The organism is Dyadobacter arcticus (assembly GCF_011762185.1).
Taxonomy (GTDB): Bacteria; Bacteroidota; Bacteroidia; order Cytophagales; family Spirosomataceae; genus Dyadobacter; species Dyadobacter arcticus.
The window spans coordinates 1-22,562 of sequence record NZ_JAASQJ010000009.1 but is presented as its reverse complement, the minus strand read 5'-3'; the positions used below and the strand labels follow the sequence as shown (position 1 = coordinate 22,562).

17 protein-coding genes and 2 rRNA genes are annotated in these 22,562 nt (G+C 41.2%); 1 reads left to right on the top strand and 18 read right to left on the bottom strand.

Annotated elements, in window-relative coordinates; translation table 11 throughout:
- Together FHS68_RS26145 and pruA are read right to left on the bottom strand one after the other, a co-directional pair.
- Nucleotides 1–91 (bottom strand): 16S ribosomal RNA (locus FHS68_RS26145); the annotation flags it as partial.
- 275 nt (nucleotides 92–366) lie between these two features.
- Nucleotides 367–1,998 (bottom strand): L-glutamate gamma-semialdehyde dehydrogenase, encoded by a 1,632-nt coding sequence (pruA, locus tag FHS68_RS26140; protein ID WP_167277228.1) that lies wholly within the window; start codon nucleotides 1,996–1,998, stop codon nucleotides 367–369.
- A 193-nt stretch (nucleotides 1,999–2,191) separates the two neighbouring features.
- On the opposite strand from pruA, the gene thrC reads away from it, so the two are divergent.
- Nucleotides 2,192–3,499, top strand: a complete 1,308-nt coding sequence (thrC, locus tag FHS68_RS26135; RefSeq protein WP_167277224.1) for a threonine synthase — start codon at nucleotides 2,192–2,194, stop codon at nucleotides 3,497–3,499.
- A gap of 135 nt (nucleotides 3,500–3,634) precedes the next feature.
- On the opposite strand, the gene FHS68_RS26130 is transcribed toward thrC, so the two are convergent.
- The 16 genes from FHS68_RS26130 to rrf form a co-directional block, all read right to left on the bottom strand.
- A complete protein-coding gene (locus tag FHS68_RS26130) occupies nucleotides 3,635–5,449 on the bottom strand; it encodes a tetratricopeptide repeat protein (protein WP_208408467.1) in 1,815 nt (604 codons plus the stop codon).
- A gap of 436 nt (nucleotides 5,450–5,885) precedes the next feature.
- Entirely contained in the window at nucleotides 5,886–7,493 is a 1,608-nt protein-coding gene (locus FHS68_RS26125) for an Ig-like domain-containing domain (protein ID WP_167277221.1), read from the bottom strand.
- 64 nt (nucleotides 7,494–7,557) lie between these two features.
- Nucleotides 7,558–8,460, bottom strand: coding sequence for a class I SAM-dependent methyltransferase (locus FHS68_RS26120; RefSeq protein WP_167277219.1), 903 nt, complete (start codon nucleotides 8,458–8,460; stop codon nucleotides 7,558–7,560).
- Nucleotides 8,461–10,323: a tRNA uridine-5-carboxymethylaminomethyl(34) synthesis enzyme MnmG gene (mnmG, locus tag FHS68_RS26115; protein ID WP_167277216.1), complete on the bottom strand. Its 1,863-nt coding sequence runs from the start codon at nucleotides 10,321–10,323 to the stop codon at nucleotides 8,461–8,463.
- A 50-nt stretch (nucleotides 10,324–10,373) separates the two neighbouring features.
- On the bottom strand, nucleotides 10,374–10,826 hold the full coding sequence (gene ybeY / locus FHS68_RS26110) for an rRNA maturation RNase YbeY (RefSeq protein ID WP_310588649.1): 453 nt from the start codon (nucleotides 10,824–10,826) through the stop codon (nucleotides 10,374–10,376).
- A gap of 146 nt (nucleotides 10,827–10,972) precedes the next feature.
- Nucleotides 10,973–14,293: a DUF4175 family protein gene (locus FHS68_RS26105; RefSeq protein WP_167277231.1), complete on the bottom strand. Its 3,321-nt coding sequence runs from the start codon at nucleotides 14,291–14,293 to the stop codon at nucleotides 10,973–10,975.
- Between the two features lie 244 nt (nucleotides 14,294–14,537).
- A complete protein-coding gene (gene trpA / locus FHS68_RS26100; RefSeq protein ID WP_167277214.1) occupies nucleotides 14,538–15,344 on the bottom strand; it encodes a tryptophan synthase subunit alpha in 807 nt (268 codons plus the stop codon).
- Complete coding sequence (locus tag FHS68_RS26095; RefSeq protein WP_208408468.1) at nucleotides 15,341–15,700, bottom strand: Dabb family protein; 360 nt, start codon at nucleotides 15,698–15,700, stop codon at nucleotides 15,341–15,343. The genes trpA and FHS68_RS26095 overlap by 4 nt, the downstream gene beginning before the upstream one ends.
- 57 nt (nucleotides 15,701–15,757) lie before the next feature.
- Complete coding sequence (gene trpB / locus FHS68_RS26090; protein ID WP_167277208.1) at nucleotides 15,758–16,957, bottom strand: tryptophan synthase subunit beta; 1,200 nt, start codon at nucleotides 16,955–16,957, stop codon at nucleotides 15,758–15,760.
- A gap of 4 nt (nucleotides 16,958–16,961) precedes the next feature.
- Nucleotides 16,962–17,612, bottom strand: coding sequence for a phosphoribosylanthranilate isomerase (locus tag FHS68_RS26085; RefSeq protein ID WP_167277206.1), 651 nt, complete (start codon nucleotides 17,610–17,612; stop codon nucleotides 16,962–16,964).
- On the bottom strand, nucleotides 17,609–18,427 hold the full coding sequence (trpC, locus tag FHS68_RS26080) for an indole-3-glycerol phosphate synthase TrpC (RefSeq protein WP_167277203.1): 819 nt from the start codon (nucleotides 18,425–18,427) through the stop codon (nucleotides 17,609–17,611). Before trpC ends, FHS68_RS26085 begins: the two co-directional genes overlap by 4 nt.
- Nucleotides 18,428–18,469: 42 nt before the next feature.
- Nucleotides 18,470–19,459 carry an anthranilate phosphoribosyltransferase gene (trpD, locus tag FHS68_RS26075; protein WP_167277201.1) on the bottom strand — a complete coding sequence of 330 codons (990 nt, stop codon included), beginning with the start codon at nucleotides 19,457–19,459 and terminating at the stop codon, nucleotides 18,470–18,472.
- Between the two features lie 68 nt (nucleotides 19,460–19,527).
- A complete protein-coding gene (locus tag FHS68_RS26070) occupies nucleotides 19,528–20,094 on the bottom strand; it encodes an anthranilate synthase component II (protein WP_167277198.1) in 567 nt (188 codons plus the stop codon).
- A gap of 24 nt (nucleotides 20,095–20,118) precedes the next feature.
- Complete coding sequence (locus FHS68_RS26065) at nucleotides 20,119–20,508, bottom strand: tautomerase family protein (protein WP_167277196.1); 390 nt, start codon at nucleotides 20,506–20,508, stop codon at nucleotides 20,119–20,121.
- A 6-nt stretch (nucleotides 20,509–20,514) separates the two neighbouring features.
- Nucleotides 20,515–21,936, bottom strand: a complete 1,422-nt coding sequence (locus FHS68_RS26060; RefSeq protein WP_167277194.1) for an anthranilate synthase component I family protein — start codon at nucleotides 21,934–21,936, stop codon at nucleotides 20,515–20,517.
- A 499-nt stretch (nucleotides 21,937–22,435) separates the two neighbouring features.
- A 5S ribosomal RNA gene (gene rrf / locus FHS68_RS26055) occupies nucleotides 22,436–22,547 on the bottom strand.
- Nucleotides 22,548–22,562 lie beyond the last annotated feature (15 nt).

The window sequence follows — 22,562 nt, the reverse complement described above, 5'->3', positions numbered from 1 at the left end:
CGTACGACGGTGACATTGCTGCCCCCTCGCCTTGCATGTATTAAGCCTGCCGCTAGCGTTCATCCTGAGCCAGGATCAAACTCTCCATTGTAAATCTTATTATAGCTTCTGTTAATAAAAACATAGCTTTATTCTATTCAAACGAGTATTTCTTACTCCTCTGGTCTATCTCATCATGTCAAAGAACAATACCAATCACAGATTCTAAACCTCGCTTCTTTTTCTCTGTTTGCGATTGGGATTGCAAAGGTAGAAAAAGATCTTTCACTTCCATAATTCAATTGGAAAAAAACTTTACTTCTTCCAAAATTCTTGAACTATTTAAATTAATGTGAAAGATTATACTATTCAATAGACAGAATTATACTATTCAATAGACAGAAAAGGATATTTATAGTCTGTCGGAGAAATTAGCGTTTCTTTAATAGCTCGTGGAGAAACCCAGCGCAACAGATTTAAGACAGAACCTGCCTTATCATTTGTTCCGGATGCCCTAGCTCCTCCAAATGGTTGCTGACCGACCACCGCACCAGTAGGCTTATCGTTAATGTAAAAATTTCCTGCAGCATTAATTAAATGTTCTGTGGCGTATTCAATAGCATATCGATCTCTTGCAAATATAGCCCCTGTCAGTGCGTATGGTGATGTATTATCAATAATCGGTATGATATCTTCAAAACCGCATTCATCGTAAATGTATACCGTCAACACCGGACCGAAGATCTCTTCACATAAAGTCACGTAATCTGTATTAAAAGCCTGAATGACTGTTGGGGCGACGAAGTATCCGTTGGATTTATCAAATGTACCTCCCGCAATTATCTCAGTATCATCACTGCTTTTGGCCTCTTCAATGTAGGAGGCTATTTTATCGAAAGATTTTTCATCAATCACCGCATTAATAAAATTCGAAAAATCATCTACCTCACCCATTTTTATCTCAGCTAGGTCCTTTATCATCAACATTTTTACCTCTTCCCATAAATTTGAAGGAATGTAAGCTCTCGATGCAGCAGAGCATTTTTGTCCCTGATACTCGAATGCACCTCTTATCAGCCCGGTAGCTAATGCCTTTGGATCAGCAGATTTGTGAGCAAGAACAAAGTCTTTTCCGCCTGTTTCTCCTACAATTCTTGGAAATGTCTTGTACGTAGAAATGTTTTCTCCAATCGTTTTCCATATAGTTTGAAAAACCTTTGTACTACCTGTAAAATGAATACCTGAGAAATCAGGGTGCTTAAAAATTACGTCACCAGCAACCGGCCCATCCACAAGAACCATATTGATTACACCATCAGGCAATCCAGCTTCCTTGAAAACCCGCATAATTACATTTGCAGAGTAAACCTGCGTGAATGCAGGCTTCCATAAAACCACATTTCCCATTAATGCAGGTGCAGCAGGTAAATTGCCAGCAATTGCGGTAAAATTAAAAGGTGTTATGGCAAATATGAAGCCTTCAAGTGGTCTGTACTCCATTCGGTTCCAAACCCCATCAGATGAAATAGGCTGCTCTTCGTAGATATCTCTCATAAAATTGACATTCAAACGAAGGAAATCTATGATCTCACATGCAGAATCTATTTCTGCCTGATAAGCATTTTTAGACTGTCCGAGCATGGTTGCTGCATTTAGTTCGGCCCGGTAAGGTCCCGCTATCAGGTCTGCGGCTTTCAGAAAAATGGCGGCCCTCTGTTCCCAGTTTAAGTAACTCCAACCTTTCCTGGCTTCCAACGCCGCGTTCACGGCCTCCACAACGTCGGCCGCATCACCTTCATGAAAATATCCCAGTATATGCTGGTGATCATGTGGCGGAGATATTTTTCGTTTGTTTCCAGAAAAAATTTCCTCCCCCCCAATGTACTGCGGAATTTCAATGGTCTTTTCTTTGGATGTCTTCAAAGCTTGTTTTAATTCTATTCTTTCAGCACTTCCGGGTGCGTAACTCTTTACCGGCTCATTCTTCGCTGCCGGAACATTAAAAATACCCTTGGACATATCTTGGATCGTTATATTCTTCTTATTTAATGATTTATTAGTAACAACAAATTTTCGCTGATCAAAAAATTCCAACCGAATTTCTCTGGTAAGAAACTATTTTTTTCTTAATGGTGATTATAAAATATTCACAACAGCTTGTCAGCAGCTATTTTGGTTAAATTTGCCCTCTCTATTTTGATCTATTTGCCAAATGATTTTTTACAGTACCAAAACAGCAAGTCTAAAAGCGTCGCTGGAAGAAGCCATATTCAACAGCTTACCCCCGGATAATGGCTTATACATGCCAGCGTATTTTCCAAGGATATCAGATGAATTTTTGGCAGACATTGAGAACAGGTCATTCAAAGAAATTGCTATTGAAATATCTCACACGCTATTTGGTAATGAAATTCCGAGAACTGAAATTGAAACCCTCATAGATCAGGCTTATGATTTCGAAGCGCCTGCGGTTCAAACAGGCCAGGACGAATACGTCCTGGAACTGTTTCATGGGCCATCAATGGCTTTTAAAGACTTCGGAGCACGATTTATGGCTGCAATTATGTCATATTTCTTGAAACGCACCAATAAAGAAATCAGGATATTAGTGGCAACCTCCGGAGATACTGGTGGCGCAGTAGCACAAGGATTCTTTAAAATTCCCGGCATCACGGTTACCATTCTATATCCGAGTGGTAAAGTAAGCGACATTCAGGAAAAACAACTTACCACCCTTGGACACAATGTCACGGCATTAGAAGTCGATGGTTCTTTCGACGATTGCCAGAAGCTGGTCAAGGAAGCGTTCCTGGATGCCGAGCTTAATTCAAAATTCAACTTAGCCTCCGCCAATTCTATCAACATTGCAAGGCTCATTCCACAATCCTTCTACTTTTTCTCTGCATATGCCCAACTGAAGAAATTTGGAAAGCCTTTGGTCTTTTCAGTTCCAAGCGGCAATTTTGGAAATCTAAGTGCAGGCCTGCTCGCCTTTAGAATGGGACTTCCCGTCAAACATTTTGTTGCGTCCACCAATTCAAATAACGCAGTGCCCAGATATCTTCACACAGCCGTGTATGATCCGGCGCCTTCCATTGAAACGGTTTCAAATGCAATGGATGTCGGCAGCCCAAGTAATTTCGTCCGGCTCATAAGATTTTTTGAAGACGACTGGAATGCAGTTACGGAAAAAGTGTCTGGTTTTTATTTTGATAATGACCAGACTCAAAAAGCAATGCGTGATGTATACAGCAATGCTAATTATGTAATGTGTCCTCACACAGCTATTGCATATCTGGGATTGCAGGCCTATCGTGAAAAAGCTCGGTCCGAAGATTTCATAGGTGTTTTCCTTTCTACTGCACATCCAGCCAAATTTATTGAACTAGTGGAGCAAACGCTTGGAAAAAGCATCGAAACACCTGAACAGCTTAAATCACTACTAGAAATTGAAAAAGTATCCATCAAAATGAAATCTGATTTTTTAGAGTTTAAGAAGTTATTGATGAGTCAGTTATAAACTTTAAATATCCTCTGCAACTTCCTTACATTTTGTTTTTTAAAAGGAATTTATCTGAGGTACGTAAATAGCCAAATGTAAAAGGGTAGAAAAGCACTGGACTCTTCTACCCTTTTACATTTTCGATTAACTTTGTCAATTAATCACGTCCCCTCTTAAAAGCCTGAATCTCTTCCTCGACTCAGCGACAAAAATGCTGCCCGGATATTTCTCCATCAATTCCTGATATAACTTCATTGCCTGATCTTTATCATTCAGTTTTTCCTGATTGAGTTTGGCCATTGTGAACAAAGCATCATCACCATAAATGTCATGACCAAATTTCGAGTAAAGCAATTTCAAATCTTCGAGCGCCTGCTGATTGCTGTCAAGCTTAACAAAGGTTTTCGCTTTCAGCCAGATGATCTCATCAGTTAGGCTGTGATTATTATATTTTTGATAAAGGTGTTTCAGCGAATCAATGGCTTCGTACTTTTTATTTTGAAAAAGCAGCAGCTCCACAGCTGAGTATTCTTTCATGGCAGCTTCCGTACTATCGAGTCCCGTATTGTCCATAATCAGCAGGGAGAGTTCGTTGGCATCATTGGCTATTTCTCTGGACGTCGCTTTTTTCAAAATATCCAGTACCGCTTTTGCTAGTACAAATTCACCTTTAAAATAATGAAGCTTGGCATTTCTTAACTTGGCTTCGTAGCCAAGAAGATCATCTTTTTGAGATTTTTCAACCTGAGAATAAACCAATGTTGCCTCCCAGGGTTCGCCTTGTAACAAATAAATATCGCCAAGATCTAATTTACATTTATCTACAAAGTTTTTTTCCTGCTTACCAGCCTCTATTGCCCTTTGAAGAATGGTGATGGCGCTTTTAAAATCATCCATATAAAATGCATTTAAAGTCGCCATATTTCGCAAAGCTTCAATGGTGCGGACATTGGTTCCTAATTCATCTACCAATTGCTGATACTGCCCGAGCAGCTTCTGAACCTCCGCACGTTTGATAGGGTAAGTATTTTTAACCTGTTCTTCACGGGCAAAAATGGCCATACGGCGGGCAACCGGATACAGCTGACCTTTGGGATACTCTTTCACTAAATGATCAAATATGGTCCCAGCATTGGCATAATCAAGATTTTGCAGCGCCAATTGCCCCAGGTTATATAATCTCGCACCATTATGCTTAAATCGCTTATCTAATGACCGTTCCTGAATGAATGCTTTGTAAAAATCTTTCCGCTGGATCTGGTACCAGATTAGCAACTCATTGTAAAATCCCTCATTCGGAAATTTTAAAATTTTATCGTAAAGGACTTTTTCCAGCAATGCTTGCTCCTTCTCGTCTTTTGTAAAATCCTGTAGCATATTCTGAACAACCTCGGTATTCTGATAACGCATTCCGTAGGACAGCAACTCGTCAATCATTTTCTCAGGATCGTTTAAATCCCGATAAACGCTTGCAAGTTCAAGCTGAAAAATGTCAGTTCGTTTGGCAAGCATACGGGCACTTAACAGGACATTCTTTGCAGATTCAGGTTGGTTAATAGCACGGAATTCTTCTGCCAGATCACGTTTAAGCTCAGTTCTCGTACCTGATGATGCAATGGCTTGTTCGTATCGTTTACCCGCTTCCTGGGTCTTCCCCTGCGCCTCTAAAAGCACGCCCCAATATAGATAATACCAGCTGGCGTTGACCTCATCATTTTTTATCTGCTTCTTATAAAATTGTTCACCATCCGACCAGGCTCTGGTTTTGACAATGCAGCTTGTGTAATTTTTTAAGGATACCCGCTCGAAGGAGGCTTTCAGAAGATTGCCATAATAGGTAAGCGCCTTCGAGCAATGGCCATTTTTGTAGTACTCCTCTGCCATCTCTTTTTCGGTCTGAGACATCGCCGGAGAGCCCGCCGCGAGGATTACCAGACATATCACAAGCCATCTCAAATTTTTTTTCATAATAGATAAAAAAATTGTCCTTAATTATTATTATTCTCTAGGGCTGTGGATAAGGGGACAGTACCATTGTCCACCCATTATTAACAAGGTTATCAACGTTTTGTGTATAAGTAAAGGGCGTTATTCACTGTGTCCTTCAATTTTTTTTCCAGTAAATAGCTGAAATACAAGTTAACAATTAATTTTCGTCTTCAGATGTGTTGATAAGCGGCATAGCAGGTGAGATTAATACAATCCACAATAGAAAATGTGTATTAACACAGTGTTAACTGTGAATTGGACTTGAGTTGCTAACATTCTATTTTGAACGTTATGGATTATCCACAGGATTGCGGGGTTATTCACATAGATGTCAACAAGATTTAGACAATTGTAAACAAGAAAAGAGGGTTATCTACATAGTTATCCACAGAATATGGATAATAAATATCAAGAATTACTTAGGAATAGTGATATTAACGTCGTTCAACTCGAAGTTGCTTTTAAGAAGGATTTTCTCAGGCATATAGTAGATAGCTTCGGGTTGCCTATCCTTATCTATTTCGCCTGTGTCCCAGCGTTGGTTTTTGTTCGAGTCGACAATAAGTCGAAGAAAGTACTTTCCCTGAGGAATGTAACGGAATGTATAGGGCGTCGTCATTGAAACCGCAATGACTTTGTATTGCTCATCTACCAGCTGTACGATATATCCGGCAGCCTGTTCACTATTGGTAATTCGCCCCATAATCTGGCCGTAATCTTCTTCTTTTAGAACGGAATGCCTTAACAGCATTTTGGTGAGGGTATCACCTTCAACGCTGATAACAGACCCTTTGGGAATGTCCCATTTGATTGTATCCTTGGCAAAAGATTTGGCATTGACGGTGATGATATTGTGATTGGCGTTCCAGGTCCATTTGAATGCACTTAACGGCTCATGCGTGAGGCTGTCGGTAATAAGACTGATATTTTTATCATCAAGAAATTGAACAGGTTTATTTAAAATGAGGCTATAGGTAAATGTATTGTTGAGAGGCTTATTTGGTTCCGGTAGCGTGGTAAGCGTGAACGGATCCTTTTGGCGGTCTTTACCTCGTGGAGCCTGGAATGCTATTTTCTGTTCAAAATCAGTTGTAGTGCCTAATGAATCAGTCGCAATTAGTTTCACAAATACCGAATCAGGATGTGGCTGGACATTGAAAAATTTGAGTGATCCTCCGGGTTCCAGAAGGTAAGGCAGTGTGTCCTTATTCATGAATGTCACGGCTACCTTTTCAATCGCCTTGCTGAAAACAACTGAATAATTATTCACCCTTGGAATGGTCCGCTGCACTTTGGTCGGCGTGTTATCGGAAAGGAACATATTGAGGTCGTAGGAAGCAGAATCCGAGCCAGCATTGATAGGTTTATTCAAAAAACCCATTCGCTCGTCTTTCGCATTATAGAGCATATTCCTGTTCTTGTCATCTATCGCTATCATTTTGTAATCCCTCATTTGAATGTTTTCAATGGAGAATATGCCGCTGCTATCGGTCCTGGAAAAGTAGTATGGCTTTTGTTTTGCAATATCTAATGTGTCACTGACATTATACAAACCAACCAATGCGTCAAAAATGGGTTTGCTGGTTTTGATGTCCTTTAATGTTCCATAAACCCTTCCAGAATCCAAAGAAGTACCTGTGCTAAACACCAGTTTCAAGTTTTTAGAAGGATTTTTTTCGGCAAAATCCTTGATAGCATCTCCAAAATTTAACGTAAAAGTGGTACTATCCTTGAACTGGTTCTTGAATGTGAGCAAGACCGACATGCCATTTTGTTTATAGGAGTATGGGTTGTCGGCTTCGGGAGTAATAATTAGTTTTTGATTGATATTGTCTACGATCACGTATTCGTCAAAGAACAATTCCAATTTCTTGCCTTTAAAATTCAGCATTTTATTGACTGGATCACTTTCTACCAGATTGGGGGGAATGGAATCTCGCTTACCTCCTGTTGGGGAAACCTGCTGGGCACACCGTTCAAAAATAATGAGAAAGATAACGGCAAAAATGATAATTCTGAGCATGTCTATGTATTTGAAAAAGCCCCCAATACAGGGTATTGAGGGCTGCTTGTTGAGTTCAAAAACGCTATCTTTTTCTGATAACGTAAATGAGACTGGATGTATTGATTTCTGTATGTTTTGAAGATTTCCCTTTCCAGTTGGATTGCAGCCCCGTACGGACACTATCTATCATATCTAGCTTCTTCTGTTTGTATTTGGTGCTTAACATTCCAACATAAAATGAATCAAACCACATTGGAAGCACCTCATCAATAACGAGGTTATGCTTATGAAGCAACTGCTTCATTGTGGCTTTTGTAAAGTGATATAGATGCCTTGGTACATCGTACGCGGCCCAGAATCTTTCGTATTTCAAGGCATCGAATGATTCGGGATTAGGAACTGCTACAATGAGCGTTCCCTCTTCGTTCATGTGATTTACCAGCCAACCAATCGTTTCGTTTAGGCGATGAACATGTTCCAGCACGTGCCAAAGGGTAATTACGTCGAAATTTTTTTCAGTTAAAGCGTCAACATTGATGCTATCTTCAATGTTAAGTCCTAACTTTTTAGAAGCGATTTTTCGGGCCTCTGAGTCAGGTTCGGTGGCACTAACCTGCCACCCGTTTTCCTTTGCTGCATTTACAAAATTCCCTGTTCCACATCCGATATCCAGCAAACTACCTTTTTTGTTTGCCAATTTATTAATCAGGTCCACCTTTTGACCAATGGTATAGTTCCGTACGAAGTTGTATGCTTTGCTGATCAGGTCACTGGACTCGTCGTGGTGCGAAATGTAATTCTGGGATTCATAATAAGGCCCAATGTTATCTTCCGAAGGCCGTGGATTGGTGAAAAGAAAGTAGCAAGAATTGCATTGTTGAATCGTAAATTCCTTATGTGATACTGTATGATCCTCCACGTTCAAATAGTTATTGAAACTGGATTTGTCACATACCGGACATTTTTCAAGTGTTTCTAATGACATTTATCGGCCTATAAAAAGCATTAATACGGAGATATCGGAAGGACTTACCCCGCTGATTCGTGATGCTTGCCCAATGGTCGCTGGACGTATTCTTTTCAATTTGTCCCGGCCCTCATACGATAGTGAGGTGACTACATCGTAATTGAAATTATCAATAATTCCAAGATTTTCCAGCTTGTTCATTTTCTCAACAAGCAACATTTCCTTTTCGATATAACTGTCATATTTCAGGTTAATCTCGGCTTGTTGAACTGAATCAGGCAGATAGCTTACAAATAAATTTGCTATCTCCGGGTTTCCCGTTGTTAGCTGTTCAATGGAAATTTGTGGTCGTTTCAGCAACTGCGAAAGGGTTGTTTTTTCTTTGAGTAGTGCAGTTCCAATGGTTTCCAAAGTACTGTTAATATCTTCGGGCGCTACTTTGGTTGTGGACAATACCCTAATGATTTCCTCCACCTGCTGCTTTTTGATATGCACATTTGCTAGCCTTTCCTGACTGGCCAGGCCTATCTCATAACCTTTTTCGGTTAGACGAATATCAGCATTGTCCTGGCGTAACAGCGTGCGATATTCTGCCCGCGAAGTGAACATGCGATATGGTTCTTCCGTCCCTTTATTGATTAGGTCATCAATCAAGACACCAATGTATGCTTCCGATCTTTTTAAAATGAATGGATCCAAATCATATACATTTCGATGTGCATTGATACCCGCCATTAAGCCTTGGCAGGCCGCTTCTTCATAGCCTGTCGTGCCGTTGATTTGTCCTGCGAAAAAGAGATTTGAGATCAGGTGGGTTTCTAGGGTTGATTTAAGCTGTGTTGGTGGGAAGTAATCATATTCGATTGCATATCCTGGCCGGAACATTTTTGCTTTTTCAAAGCCCGGAATTTTTCTTAGCGCGGCATATTGCACATCTTCCGGAAGTGAGGTAGAAAAGCCATTAACATAAACCTCCACCGTATCCCACCCCTCCGGTTCTACGAAGATTTGGTGTCTATCTTTATCTGCAAACCGATTGATCTTGTCCTCCACAGACGGGCAATACCTTGGCCCAATGCCTCTGATTCTGCCAGAAAACATCGGCGATTTCTCGAAGCCCGTTCTTAGTAAATCGTGAACTTCTGAGTTGGTATAAGTTATCCAGCAACTTCTCTGTTTGGCCAGAGGAGTCGTATTGGTGTAGGAGAATTTGCCAGGGTTTTCGTCACCCGGTTGTTCTTCCATTTTCGAATAGTCCAGCGACCGTCCGTCCACACGCGGTGGTGTTCCAGTTTTCATTCTTCCTGATTCGAAACCCAAATTGACTAGTTGTTCCGTGATCCCGGTTGCAGATTTTTCACCCGTACGTCCACCTCCAAAGTTCTTCTCACCGATATGGATTAAACCATTTAGAAATGTTCCATTGGTGAGTACGACTGCTTTGGATTTTATTTCAATTCCCAGGCTGGTTGTAACACCGCATGCTTTTCCGTCCTGAATGATAACTTCTTTGACGGTGTCTTGCCAAAAATCAACATTGGGATTATTTTCAAGAATGTTTCTCCACTCCTGGGCGAACATTACCCGGTCACTTTGGCATCGGGGGCTCCACATGGCTGGGCCTTTCGAAAGATTCAGCATTCGGAATTGTATCATTGTCTTGTCGCTAACAATTCCGGATTGCCCGCCGAGCGCATCAATTTCTCTAACAATCTGTCCTTTCGCGACACCGCCCATAGCTGGGTTGCACGACATTTGTGCAATGGTGTGCATGTTCATTGTGACCAGCAAAACCGATGAACCCATGGTTGCCGCCGCCGCCGCTGCTTCACATCCCGCATGCCCCGCGCCTACAACAATGACATCATATTCTTCAAACATACTGTATTTATTAAACCACTTTCATGAAAGTGTTCCACGTGGAATGTTAATCAAAATTGTGTGAGATATCCATCTTCTTTTGCTCTCATTGCCTTCTTCTCATTCTCGTTTGAATCGCCATAGCCAACAAGGTGCAAAAGTCCGTGAATTAATACCCTCCGCATTTCGATCGTAAAATCATTGTTGAAAGACAATGCATTTTCCATAACCCGATCGACGCTGACATATATATCCCCCTCTATCTTATTGTCTTCCTCACTATTGTCAAACGTAATGATGTCAGTGAAATAATCATGGTCGAGGTACCGCTTATTTATTTCAATTAGATAGTCATCAGAACAAAAAATATAATTTAAAATAGAAATTTCGTAACCCTCTGATTTAGAGGCGTCTTTTATCCATTTTTTTGTTTTGAGCGGACTAGATAATTTAAAATCGACGTCTTCGGAGAAGAAATTAAGCATGCCTAATAGCGTGGAGCCCAGTATTGGGCAAGGCCACATTAACTTTAATATTTGACCGTAAACTATTTACAAACATACTAAGTATCTCGCTAAGATCATGTTTGGTAAAGAAACGCTACGACTAATACTTTCATAAAAAGTGTTAATCGTAGCGCCTGATTAATGTCAACAAATCCAACTTATAATCAGTTCTTGGCCTGGTATTTGCGGAAGTAAGTATCCACTTCCCTCTTGTAGAATGGGGAGAATGTAGGAGGTATGGTACGCAGCAGTTCCGTTTGCTTTTCTTTTTCCCGGATGTATTTTTCAAATGCCGGAGGCGGCTGACGTGGAAGCTGTTTGGCACTTTGGGCCTTCCGCTGCTCGTCCTCATCCTGCTCCTTCATTGCTTTTTCAGATTCCAGTAATCGGATTGTAATTTCCTGATTCCTTTTAATCAATTCCGGCGTAACCCTTTTGTTGACGAGGTCAGTTTCCGTCTCATCCATTTTATCTGAAATCTCCTGAAGTTCTTTTCCCATTTGTTTTCCAACCTCAGTACCCTTTTGGGAATCCATCAAATCCTGGATCATTTTACGGATAGCCGCCTGCTCGGCAGCCATTCTTGCCAGTTGTTCGGAGTTGCCACCTTTACCCTCTTTTCCCTGTCCCAGTTGTTTTATCTGGCCATTAAGTTTTTCCTGCATTTCTCCCATACCTGGCGATTCACCCTTTTGTTTGCCTTTCTTACCTTTTCCACTTCCGGGCATTGCCATCGCCATTTGCTGCTGCATCTGGTTGAAAACGTCACTTAACATTAATGCAAGATTGTTCATGGATGTCATTGCAAACTGTTGCTTGGATGTGGCCGTATTGATTTGGCGATCCTTAATGCTTTTGACACTTTCATCCATATAAGACTTCATGTCGTTCAGTTCGCGTGTAATGAACGATTGGATCTGCACTACACGATTGGCCAGCGCATATAAGCTGTCCTCCACAATTTTGGCGTCATCTTTCAATTTTAATTGCTGCTGACCCAATTTTATAAATCTTGGATCCTGCAGGCTCACACCTCTAAAATCTTTCATCAATGTTTCCTGGTCAAAAGAAAGGGTGATCAGGTTTTCAAGAATGTCCCTTAACGCATCCAGATTTTCCTGCATCTGTTCCATTTCAGCGGCCTCCATTGCTTCTGCCATCGACTGGGACATCTTCTTCATCGATTTAGCGGCCTTTTTTTGCGATTCAGAAGCTTTTGAGTTCTGTTGCTTGTCGAGTTCCTTCTTACTTTGCTCCATTTGCTCAGAAGCGTTTTTTTGCTCTTCTTTCTGAGGGTCGATAGGTTGTTCGAGCTCCTTGCTCATTTCTTCGATTTCCTCCGTATTCTCTTGCGCCTTTTTGAAATCTTCCTGAATTTTCTCCTGCTCTTTTTTCAGATCCTCATTTTTTCCCTTTTTCTCCTCGCCATTTTTGTTCTTTTCGTTCTCCTGAGTTTTGTCAGATAGCTTTTCTTCTTTCTCCGCCAGCTCATCTAGTTTTTCGACGAGGTTTTCCATTTTCTGCTCCATCTGCATTTGCTTCAAGAGCTTCATGGTCCGTTCCAATTCCTTTTCCAGGTTGTTTTCCTTGTTTTTAAGCTTTTCTATCATGCTGGACATGCGTTCGCTTTGCTTTTGCTCGAGAAGTTTTTTGAGCTCCTTGTAAAGCTTGTCGGTATCATTGTTCATCAGATCGTTCATCAGTTTTTGCAACTGCTCGATCTTGCTTTGCAATTCAGGACTTTGCTGGTTGAACTGCTTCGACTTTTCATTGGAATTCTGATGTTTTTCCTGCAAGGCCTGAAGTTCTTTCATTAACTCTTCACGTTTGCGGAGGACTTCTTCTATCTGTTTCTGCTCTTTAAAATCCAGCTCCTTATTGCTTTTTAGCTTATTATCCAGGTTGTCCAGATCTTTTTGCAGGTTCTGAGCCTTTTTCATGGCCGACTGCATTTGATTTTCGGTTTCCAGTTCGGATTTCTTGATTTCGGCTTCGAGCTGATCTTTGGAGGGAACGATAAATTGAATAGAGCGCGAACGGGCACTTTTGGCACCGTTTACGCCATCATTATCCCAAACCTGGGCATAGTATTCGATTTTGTCACCGGGCGTTAATTTGAGACTATCTACGTACCATTGGAAAAAGAAGCTCTGCGTGTTGACCGTTTTATTGAAGGGGATCGGAATTCCTTTCGGTTGCGATGGATTGGTATCATTCGCTCTTTTAACCGAATAAAACATTTTCAATTGCGAAAAACCATAATCATCACTAATCGATCCGCCCAAAACCAGATAATTGTAAAGCGTGGTATCCTGAAAATTTTCCAGGTTAAGCACAGGAAACTTGTCAGGGATCACGTTGATGAAATAACCAATCTTATCTGCATTTGTTGTTTCATCGTTTTTCAGTGTGACCAGGTATTGAGAGGATTTTCTAACCGATTTTCGAACGGCAAAATGATCCCCATTGCTTTCCTTCGCCTGATATAAAGCCGAATCATTTTCGAATTTAATCGCAAGCGCTTTGGTAGAGTTGGTATTGAAATTCCATTCAACGGTCGTTCCCTCAGGGACAGACAGGTTGCCTACATTACTTAATCCCTCAGAAGGTTTGTTCAGATAAGCAGGATAATGCAGGTTGACGTCAAATGAAAGAAGAGATGGCCTTTCGTTTACAATCACTTTATATTTATCAGAAGTATATCCGGCGGCATCAAACGAAAAAGCGACATCTCGTTGCAGATTTTTGAATGTATAGGAGAAGTTTCTTCCTCCTTCGGCGGTCAGCTTAAATCTTGAACCATTTTGAAGCAGATAAACTGAGGCCGGCAGTGCATCGCCTTTCAAAGAAAGTTTTAGCGTAAAATCTTCATTTCTGAATGCCTTTAAGTTCTTGTTTTGAAGAATAAACGAAAACGGAGCATAGGTATAATTCTTCTGAAAATGAATAATCCGGTCCGAGCTGGACGAGAAGAATGCGGGGTTAAACAGCAGGATTACTGCGATTGCGGCCAATGGATAAATGGCATACTTAATGCGTTTTCTGTTCTCGTTAAAGCGGATTGCGTCAGAAAACCGGACAATGAGTAACTGACCTGATTTTTGCCGGATACTGGCTTCAATAAGGTCAGATTGGCTACCGGATAGGCTCCGTAACTGCAATGTATTGACAAGCTTATCCCCTATTTCCGGAAAATATTGACCGATCTGCAATGCCGCGTCTTGATCCGATATCGGCTTTCTAAGTCCGGACAAGTGAATGATTGGCTGAACAACCCATTGAAAAAAGGAAAATACAACAACGGCTAAGAATCCAAAGAAAAGCATTCCGCGAATCGTAGAGCTAAATCTGCCGAAATATTCAATTGTATTAAAAAAAAGAAAAACAGTCAGCAAAAGGCCCAGGGAAAATATAATGCCTTTTAGCAACTGATTTTGATAGTATTTCTGACGGTATTCCTGAATGCGGAGCAACAGGCCTTCCATTGCCGGATTGAAAGGAGCCATAGGTATTTCGTTGTAGCGGTGAAGATTTATAACGCATGCAGGAAACAAAAATTACCAAACACATGCATATGCTTAAAACGAAGAAATATAGCTAAATTTTACCAGAAAACACTTGCTGTCAGCTTAATGTGCTGCCGCGCGCCACAATGTGACTGATAGCAAAAAAACAGCCCTTCGGGAGCTGTTTAGAATGAGTAGTACCTGAAATTAAATATTGACTAAACTAAATTTCGATAGTCTCCGGATAGTTTTTCACTTCTCTGACGAAAGATTTAATATCCTGTTCCAGATCTTGACTTTCCTGCAAGACACGTATGAATGCACTTCCAATGATCGCACCCGAAGCGTGACCGGATGCCTGCTTATAAGTTTCGTGATCTTTAATACCAAAACCAATAAGTCTGGGGTTTTTCAAGTTCATGCTGTTCAGTCGTGAGAAGTACGATTCCATATTGGCATTTACGCCACTTTTCGAGCCTGTAACACTTGCCGAGGAAACGGTGTAAATAAATCCTTCGCTAACCGCGTCGATCAATCGGATACGCGCTTCTGAGGTTTGAGGCGTAACCAAAAATATATTTAAAATACCATAGCTTTCAAATATGGTTTTGTATTCATTTAAATACACATCCATTGGCATATCCGGCAGAATAAGCCCATCGACGCCAATTTCTGCACATTTTTGGCAGAAATGTTCGATACCATATTGCAGAACAGGGTTAACATAACCCATTAGCAACACAGGAACAGAAATGGTTTTACGCATATCTTTCAATTGCTCAAACAAAACCTTTACAGACATGCCGTTTTCAAGCGCCCTGTCATTGCTCTTCTGAATGGTCTCGCCATCCGCAACAGGATCGGAATAAGGCATGCCTATCTCAACGAGATCCGCGCCGCCATCTTGCAAAGCACGAAGAACGCCCATGGTATCATTCAACTCGGGAAAACCGGCTGTAAAATAAATATTCAGCAGTCCGTTGTTCTGAACGTGATCCGCGTTCCTGAAAAGTTCCTTAATCCGGTTCATTCTTGAGTCCAGTAATCAACTACTAACACTTTATCTAAATACGGTCCAAGTACTTTTCCAAATGCCTTGTGGTCGGGATGAGGCAGATAAACCTCCCGGCCTGCTTCGTCATCAAAAGTGACGAAAAAAACATGGGTAAAGCCTTGGGCGAGTCCTTCGGGGCTGTTGTTTGTTCCCCATTCCAAACTTTTAATCTCTTTGATTTTTGAAGGCAAGGCCAGAAATGCTGTCTCCACTTCCTTAACCTGTGCCGGCGTTGCAGAATCTTTGAATTTGAAAAGAACAACGTGACGCAACATTTTTTTAGAAGCTGTTTTTTCAGGTGAAACAAAAGCCATAGATCCAAAAAGGAGCATACCGGCCATTAAAAGGAGCTTAAAATTCATATTTGTCTGGGTTTTATAAGGTGAGAGTTAGTCTATGTGTTTCATGTAAGTTGCCATATCCTTATCACCACGGCCCGAAAGGTTTATGACCACCGTTTCGTCCGTTGTAGCGCCTAACTGACCCAAAACAGCCAATGCATGTGCTGATTCCAGTGCAGGTATGATCCCCTCCAATCGCGTCAGCTCAAATGCCGCCTGAACCGCTTCTTCATCTGTCGCCGACATAAAGATACCTCTACCGCTATCGTACAAATAAGCATGCTGAGGACCAATTCCAGGATAATCCAAGCCGGCGGAAATCGAAAATGGCTCCACAACCTGTCCATCCTCGGTTTGCATTAATATCGTCCTGCTTCCGTGGAGAACGCCGGGTTTACCCAAAGCTGTTGTCGCAGCTGAATGTCCTGAATCCAAACCCATTCCCGCAGCCTCCACAGCAACGAGTCTGACATCTTCATCATCAAGAAAATGATAAAATGCACCTGCAGCATTGCTACCGCCACCTACACAAGCCAACACATAATCCGGCGTTTCTTTGCCAGTTTGTTCTTTCAATTGCCACCTTATCTCTTCAGAAATAATGGACTGAAATCGGGCAACCATATCAGGATATGGATGTGGTCCTACAACCGAACCGATAATGTAATGGGTATCCACAGGATTATTGATCCAGTGACGCATTGCTTCATTTGTTGCGTCTTTCAACGTTCTGGATCCGCATATCGCAGGTCGAACCTCTGCACCTAGCATTTTCATTCTCGCTACATTGGGCGCCTGCCGCTCAATGTCGAGTTCGCCCATATAAACAGTGCATTCCAGATTCATCAACGCGCAAACAGTTGCGGTAGCCACGCCATGTTGTCCAGCCCCTGTTTCAGCTACAATCCGCTTTTTGCCAAGTCTTTGTGCCATCAGTATCTGTCCGATGGTATTATTGACCTTATGAGCACCAGTGTGGCACAAGTCTTCTCTTTTCAAGAAGATATTGGTATTATATTTTTTTGATAATCTGTTCGCCCGGTAAAGCGGTGTAGGCCGGCCCACATAGTTACGAAGAAGGTCGTTGAATTCTTTTTGAAAAGAAGGGTCTGCAATGATCTGCAAATAGTTCTGTCTTAGCTCTTCAACATTCGGATACAGCATTTCGGGAACAAATGCTCCTCCGAAGGTTCCATAATAACCCTTACTATCTACCTGATATGACTTCTTTTCTGCTATTGCTTCCATAGTGTTAGGCTTCTGCCTCCTCTTGTTTCTTTACGCTTACCAAACTGAATAACTCCTCCAACTTATTCACATCCTTTATACCAGGTTCGATTTCAAACTGGCTATTAACATCAATTCCGTAAATGGGAAGCGTTTTTGATAATGTTATAATTTCTTCAATGTTGTCAAGACCAATACCTCCACTAAGAAAAAATGGCTTTTCATTATCATATCGCTTCAATAATTTCCAGTCAAATGAAGTGCCATTTCCGCCTGGATTATCCCCCTTTGTATCAAAAAGAAAAAGATCGCAAAACGACTTATAATTATTGAGCATTGCAAAATTGAATTGGTCGTTGATAGAAAACGCTTTAATAACGCTTACCCCTTTCTGACGTATGCTTCTGCAAATATCCGGCATTTCGTTACCGTGTAGCTGCGCATATTGGAGATCATATTTTTTTACAGTATTAAGAATATGACCTGGGCTTGCATTCACAAAAACACCTACTTTTTTTATATTTTGGGGAATACTCTTGACGTATTCCTCATTCAACTCATCACCAACAAAGCGGGGCGATTTTTCGTAAAAAATAAACCCGATAAAATTGGGCTGTAGTGCAACTACCTTTTCAATGTTGTCTTGCTGGCGCAGTCCGCAAACTTTAATTTTCATAGAACCAGGGAATTTATATTACGATGTTGAGTTAAGTCTTTTTGCAAATCCGCAAGTGCGGTTCCTGGATTTGCAGTCCGCATAAATGTTTCACCAATTAAAAAGCCCTTATAGCCGTGCTGATAGAGCCTTAAAATTGTGTCAGCATCTTTTAAACCACTTTCAGATATCTTAACAAAAGAATCAGGAATCTGTTCGCTAAGTAGAATGGAAGTTTCAATGGATGTATCGAAAGTCTTAAGATTGCGGTTGTTAACGCCCACAATATCAATGGTATCACCCAGACTTGCGGCTAATTCCTGCTCATTATGAACTTCTAATAATACTTCCAGCCCAAGATCATGGGCGCGTTTGCTCAGCGTAACGATTTCACCTGGTGTAAGACAGGCGGCTATCAATAAAATCATATCCGCTCCGATCGCCCTGGCTTCAAATAACTGATATTCATCAACGATAAAATCCTTTCGAAGAATTGGAATTCCCGAATTTGCCTTTCGGGCTTTTAAAAAATCAGCGAACGATCCTCCAAAAAAATCCTGGTCAGTAAGCACAGACAAAGCAACAGCACCCGCATCAACATAATCCGAAGTAACAATTTCCGGTAGTACTTGATCATTAATAATTCCTTTTGAAGGGGATTTTCGCTTGAATTCCGAAATGATCCTGGGATACTTGGAATTTCTCAATGCCTTAGCAGCTGAAATGGTTTTACGATCAAAGAAAGTCTCCTTCTCCAAAGCTGAAATGGATTTTATGGCCTTTGATTCGCTCACCTCTTCCTTTTTACGGGCAATGATTTTTTCTAAAATATTCATTCAACGCTGTATCTGAAAATATCCCTCGGAACCGATTTTGGATTATTCTGCAATTAATTTTTCAAAACACCTTAATGCCTTTTTGCTTTCAAGAGATTCCCTTGCTGCATGGACGGAATCCATCAATGATATCTCCGGACTAGCGCAATGCAAAGCCATGGCGGCATTGGCAAGCACAGCTTGTTTCTGTGCATCCGTTGCCTCATTGTTCAATACATTCATGAAAATTTTGGCGGAGTCTTCAACAGTTTTTCCTCCCGAAAGGTCCTGTGCGCGTAAAGTTTGTAACCCTAAATGCGAGGGAGTAAGAATTTGCTCGGAATGAGCTGTAATGATCTTGAAAGCTCCTGTTAATGACACTTCGTCGTAGCCGTCTAACGCGTGAAGAACAAGAAATTGCTTGTCCGTTTGTTGGTAAAGATAAGCAAAAAGACGTGCCAATTCAAGACTAAAAACCCCTACAAGCTGTTTTTTAGGCGAGACAGGATTGACCATCGGACCAAGCATATTGAAAAAAGTTTTGATCCCCAGTTCACGTCTGACCGGTGCTACATTCTTCATGGCGGGGTGAAATAAAGGAGCATGTAAGAAGCACACACCTGCTTGATCAATTTTACGTTCCAGGTAACCCCGGTCGTTTGTGAAACGGGCGCCAAGAAATTCCAGAACGGTAGAGGATCCGCAAAGGGAAGACACACCATGATTGCCATGCTTTGCTACCTTTTGGCCAGCGCCAGCCACGACAAAACAGGATAATGTAGATATATTAAAAGTGTCCTTGCCGTCACCGCCTGTACCGCAAACGTCTATTGGATCATATTCAGACAAATCAATGGCGAGACAAAGTTCCAGCATTGCATCCCTGAAGCCTTCAAGCTCTTCCACAGTAATGCTGCGCATTGCATAAATGGTTAGAAAAGCGGCTATTTCTGAATTAGAATATTTGCCTGTACTAATGTTGATCAGTACGTCTTTGGCTTGGTCTTTACTTAGGACTTTATATTCAAAAAGATGGCTAAGAATGTTTTTCATTGTCAAATATTGCTAGCGTGGGATCAGAAAAAGATCATTGAAAATATTGTTGGTAGAGCCTGAGTGAGTTAAATCTTCAACCAATTTTGTAACATAACTTTACCATGTTCAGTAAGTACAGACTCTGGGTGGAATTGCAAACCTTTCACATCGAATTTTTTGTGTGAAAGCCCCATAACCCGTCCCATCTGATCTAGCGCAGTAATGGTCAGGTCGTCCGTGAATGATTCAGGAATAACTGTCCAGGAGTGATACCTACCGACTTTTATTTCAGTAGGTAGGCCATTAAAAATTCGTTCGGTAGGATCTGTAACGAATGCAGTATCAGCGATGCCGTGTAAAACATCAGTCATATTTTCAAGTTTAGCCCCATATACTTCACCAATTCCCTGGTGACCGAGACAAATGCCAAGAATACTCTTTTGTGGGCCGTATTCATAAATTAAATCATGCATAATTCCAGCCTCTGATGGAATGCCGGGGCCAGGAGACAATAGTATTTTATCGTATTCTGCGACATCTTCAAGGTTTATCTTATCATTACGAAAAATGGTAACCTGATCATTCAGCTCACGGAGAATATAGACAAGGTTATATGTGAAGGAATCGTAGTTGTCAAGAACAAGAATTTTCATTTCTTTAAAATATTACAAATTGAATTAAACGGCCACTTCGTATTCCAGAATGAGATCATCACCTGATTTCCCTCTGATTCCCCAATTACATCGTGGTGTTTCTGTTAAGGTCACTTCAATGTCATTGGGTGAGATAGCCAGTTGCTCTTCAAATCTTTTAAAAATTAATTGATATAAATCTTTTTTCGCCTGAGTCGATCGACCTTCAAGTAAGGAAATTTCAATGATTGTATATTGCTCACTTCTACCTTCGGGATAAAGAAAATCTCCTTCTTCCATATAAAAGAGCCGATGAGCTCTTTTGTTTTCAGGATACTGGAATGCCTCTGTGACACAAGAATGAAGGATATCGCTGAAGATTTGACGAATCGGGTATAGCGATGATCTAAGTCCATAAATTTTGATCTGTCCCATATCAACTTAAATTTCTTCCGCGACCTTTATCGCTTGTCTTAGTGCCGCTAGCTTGCTATTTATTTCTTGTAACTCACTTTCCACGTCAGACTTTGCGACAACGCCCATTCCTGCTCGGAAAAACAAGGTATTGTCTTTGCTAAGAAAAGTTCTGATGGCAATAGCATGATTAAAATCACCATTGAAATCCATAAAACCGATGGCACCCCCATATATGCTGCGGTTGCTAGTCTCCATTTGGTCTATCAATTTCATTGCATTATGCTTCGGAGCACCGGAGAGCGTGCCTGCCGGGAATGTGTCAGCTACTAGCTGTAATGGATTTACCTCCTTTTTCATAGTACCGACAACCTTGGAAACCAAATGAATGACATGGGAGTAGTATTGCACTTCCTTGTAGTTGGTCACCTTTACTTCGTCACAGCTCCTGCTTAGGTCATTTCGGGCAAGATCAACGAGCATTACGTGCTCCGCGGTTTCTTTGGGGTCGTTTAACAGTTGTTGAGCGGCTTCCGCATCTGCCAGATCGTCTCCGGTCCTTTTGAAAGTTCCTGCAATGGGATGAATTTCCGCCTGGCCTTTTTTTATGAATATCTGCTTTTCCGGTGATGAGCCAAATATTTTATAGCTTCCGTAATCAAAATAAAATAAGTAGGGAGAGGGATTAATAGAACGTAATGCCCGATAGACGTTGAATTCGTCGCCCTGGAAATGCCTGCTAAATCTTCTTGAAGGTACAATTTGGAAAACGTCGCCTCGTAAGCAATGATCGATGCCTCTCCGAATGACCTTCCGCATTTCGTCGTCTGTAACATTTGATGTTTCATCAGAAGTACTGTGAAAGTCGTATTTAGGGAAGTTCCTGTTTTTTATGAGGATTTCTATTTGCTCAAAACCATTGTCATCGCGTTGTTCTCCGTATTGATGCTCAAAAATGTAAAGCTCATTCTTGAAGTGATTGATGACTATGACATAGCGATAAACCTGATAAAACACCTGATCAATATCAGTTTCGGGGCTGGGAGGTTGGATGCTTATGTCTTCAAAGTAAGTGACGGCATCATAGGTCATATGGCCAAAAAGCCCGTTTGTAACGAAAGGAAATGTGTTTTTCTCTGGGATGAAACTTTGGGCGAAGCCGTATAACGACTTAACCGCATCTTTTGGGTTACGGAGAGTAAAAGTGGTTTTCGCCCCATCAGGAAATTCTTGAGTTACTAAACCAGCATTAAGTTTAAATGAGGCAACCGGATTGCAACAAATGTAGGTATAGGAATTTTCGTTACCATGATAATCGGAACTTTCGAGAAGAATTGTGTTTACGAACCTATCCCGAAGTTTTAGGTAAATGGAAACCGGAGTAAGCGTGTCTGCTAACAACTTTTTGTAGCGGGTGATGATTGGGTAAGGGTTGATCTGGATGGTCATTTGTAATTAAAGTAAATTGCATAAAAAAACGGCTCGCTGTTGGATGAACAGCGAGCCGTTTGTAAGTAATATCTACTATACGAAGCAATAGCCTACTCATCCATCCTTTTAAGACGTGCACGCCACCACCAAATAGTATTCAAGGCTTTCATATGTTTGCTCAGCAATATTCTTGGTGACAAATATAGAAAAAAAGAAATTTCGATTATATTTTTTTCTAAAATTTAGCGTCAAGGTGAGTTGGCAGTATATTTGGATTAGGTGTTTGTCTTATATAAACTTACCCAGGTCATTATTTCTAAACCCCTTAATGCAACAGCCTTACATTTTTGCAAGTCTTTTTTTGTTAAATAATTGTGGCGACTACCGACGCGGCCCGCCCTACTTTATCAGGTTTGATCCGGGATGCGTAATCCCATCCTGCTGGGAAGCGGTGAATACCAGGCCACTTAAACGCAAAAAAGCATCCTTTTAGGGGATGCTTTTGCTATAAATGGTATTGTGGCGACTACCTACTTTACCAGGTTTGACCCAAGTATCATCGGCGGTTCTGGGCTTAACTTCTCTGTTCGGGATGGGAAGAGGTGAACACCAGGCCAATAGTCACCAACAAGCTCTTTTGTTGG